This window comes from Acinetobacter sp. CY17, assembly GCF_059515825.1.
This window is the reverse complement of sequence record NZ_JCAKMX010000046.1, coordinates 1-3,348: the sequence shown is the minus strand read 5'-3', so window position 1 is coordinate 3,348 and position 3,348 is coordinate 1. Positions and strand designations below refer to the sequence as shown.

Genomic DNA, 3,348 nt, shown 5'->3' with positions numbered 1-3,348 from the left:
GCAAGCAATTGCTGAGAAATCGATGAGTTACTAGCGATTAAACTGAATCAAGCGTTTTGGTATATGATTTTGATTGAAGCTGTACAGTGTTTAAATACACAGTACTTCAAACTGTTACGTTGAACGATCTCCTTGTAGGATCGATCGACTGTTTGGGGTTGTATAGTCAAGTAATTAAGTGCATGTGGTGGATGCCTTGGCAGTCAGAGGCGATGAAAGACGTAATAGCCTGCGATAAGCTCCGGGGAGGCGGCAAATATCCTGTGATCCGGAGATTTCTGAATGGGGAAACCCACCTAGTATAAGCTAGGTATCATACACTGAATACATAGGTGTATGAGGCGAACGAGGGGAAGTGAAACATCTCAGTACCCTTAGGAAAAGAAATCAATTGAGATTCCCTCAGTAGCGGCGAGCGAACGGGGAACAGCCCATTAAGTCATATAAGCTTTAGTGGAATGCTCTGGGAAGTGCAACCATAGTAGGTGATAGTCCTGTACACGAAAGGGCTTATATGATGATGTCGAGTAGGGCGAGGCACGTGAAACCTTGTCTGAATATGGGGGGACCATCCTCCAAGGCTAAATACTCCTGACTGACCGATAGTGAACCAGTACCGTGAGGGAAAGGCGAAAAGAACCCCTGTGAGGGGAGTGAAATAGATCCTGAAACCGCATGCATACAAGCAGTGGGAGCCGGCTTTGTCCGGTGACTGCGTACCTTTTGTATAATGGGTCAGCGACTTACATTCAGTAGCAAGGTTAACCGCATAGGGGAGCCGTAGGGAAACCGAGTCTTAATAGGGCGTTTAGTTGCTGGGTGTAGACCCGAAACCAGGTGATCTATCCATGAGCAGGTTGAAGGTGAGGTAACACTTACTGGAGGACCGAACCCACTGTCGTTGAAAAGCCAGGGGATGACTTGTGGATAGGGGTGAAAGGCTAATCAAACTTGGTGATAGCTGGTTCTCCCCGAAAGCTATTTAGGTAGCGCCTCGGACGAATACCATTGGGGGTAGAGCACTGTTTCGGCTAGGGGGTCATCCCGACTTACCAAACCGATGCAAACTCCGAATACCAATGAGTACTATCCGGGAGACAGACTGCGGGTGCTAACGTCCGTAGTCAAGAGGAAAACAATCCAGACCGCCAGCTAAGGCCCCTAAATTATAGTTAAGTGGGAAACGATGTGGGAAGGCATAGACAGCTAGGAGGTTGGCTTAGAAGCAGCCACCCTTTAAAGAAAGCGTAATAGCTCACTAGTCGAGTCGGCCTGCGCGGAAGATGTAACGGGGCTAAAACTATATGCCGAAGCTGCGGATGCACATTTATGTGCGTGGTAGGGGAGCGTTCTGTAAGCCGATGAAGGTGGATTGAGAAGTCTGCTGGAGGTATCAGAAGTGCGAATGCTGACGTGAGTAACGACAAAACGGGTGAAAAACCCGTTCGCTGAAAGACCAAGGGTTCCAGTCCAACGTTAATCGGGGCTGGGTGAGTCGACCCCTAAGGCGAGGCCGAGAGGCGTAGTCGATGGGAAATTGGTTAATATTCCAATACTTCTGTGTAATGCGATGAGAGGACGGAGAAAGTTAAGTCAGCCTGGCGTTGGTTGTCCAGGTGAAAGGATGTAGGCATGTATCTTAGGCAAATCCGGGGTACTCTATGCTGAGATCTGATAGCAAGCTAATTTATTAGCGAAGTGGCTGATACTATACTTCCAGGAAAAGTCTCTAAGCTTCAGTTACACAGGAATCGTACCCGAAACCGACACAGGTGGTCAGGTCGAGTAGACCAAAGCGCTTGAGAGAACTCTGCTGAAGGAACTAGGCAAAATGGTACCGTAACTTCGGGAGAAGGTACGCTGCCGGCGGTGATAGGACTTGCTCCTTGAGCTGCTAGCAGCCACAGAAACCAGGCCCCTGCAACTGTTTATTAAAAACATAGCACTCTGCAAACACGAAAGTGGACGTATAGGGTGTGATGCCTGCCCGGTGCTGGAAGGTTAATTGATGTGGTTAGCGCAAGCGAAGCTATTGATCGAAGCCCCAGTAAACGGCGGCCGTAACTATAACGGTCCTAAGGTAGCGAAATTCCTTGTCGGGTAAGTTCCGACCTGCACGAATGGCATAATGATGGGGGCGCTGTCTCCAGCAGAGGCTCAGTGAAATCGAATTCGCCGTGAAGATGCGGTGTACCCGCGGCTAGACGGAAAGACCCCGTGAACCTTTACTGCAGCTTGACATTGAACTTTGATCTTACTTGTGTAGGATAGGTGGGAGGCTTTGAAGTAGCGACGCTAGTTGCTATGGAGCCGTCCTTGAAATACCACCCTGGTAATATTGAGGTTCTAACTCTGCTCCATTATCTGGAGCGAGGACCATGTCTGGTGGGTAGTTTGACTGGGGCGGTCTCCTCCTAAAGAGTAACGGAGGAGTACGAAGGTGCGCTCAGCGTGGTCGGAAATCACGCGTAGAGTATAAAGGCAAAAGCGCGCTTAACTGCGAGACCCACAAGTCGAGCAGGTACGAAAGTAGGTCTTAGTGATCCGGTGGTTCTGTATGGAAGGGCCATCGCTCAACGGATAAAAGGTACTCTGGGGATAACAGGCTGATACCGCCCAAGAGTTCATATCGACGGCGGTGTTTGGCACCTCGATGTCGGCTCATCTCATCCTGGGGCTGAAGCAGGTCCCAAGGGTATGGCTGTTCGCCATTTAAAGAGGTACGCGAGCTGGGTTTAGAACGTCGTGAGACAGTTCGGTCCCTATCTACCGTGGGCGTTGGAAATTTGAGAGGATCTGCTCCTAGTACGAGAGGACCAGAGTGGACGAACCTCTGGTGTACCGGTTGTGACGCCAGTCGCATCGCCGGGTAGCTATGTTCGGAAGGGATAACCGCTGAAAGCATCTAAGCGGGAAGCCTACCTCAAGATAAGATTTCCCTAGGACTTTATGTCCTCTAAAGAGCCGTTGAAGACTACGACGTTGATAGGTTGGATGTGGAAGCATAGTGATATGTGAAGCTGACCAATACTAATTGCTCGTGAGGCTTGACTATACAACACCCAAACAGTTGGTGTTGTAGTCAAAATCACTACAAACAACTTGATTTAGTTAACGCTAACGAACAAAATAGACGACTCAGATATATCCTGTTAATAACTCATTTGACGAAAGTTAGGCATTTGTAAGACCTGATGAGTAAGCATCCAAGTTGTGCTGGCGACAATAGCAAGAGTGAACCACCTGATCCCTTCCCGAACTCAGAAGTGAAACCTCTTAGCGCTGATGGTAGTGTGGGGTTACCCATGTGAGAGTAAGTCATCGCCAGCTCATTATTCTAAAAATCCC

2 rRNA genes are annotated in these 3,348 nt (G+C 49.0%); both read left to right on the top strand.

From position 1 onward, the window contains the following. Window positions 1-164: 164 nt before the first annotated feature. Window positions 165-3,055 (top strand): 23S ribosomal RNA (locus AC5YCI_RS16025). 160 nt (window positions 3,056-3,215) lie between these two features. Next, window positions 3,216-3,330, top strand: a 5S ribosomal RNA gene (gene rrf / locus AC5YCI_RS16020). The last annotated feature ends 18 nt before the right edge of the window (window positions 3,331-3,348 follow it).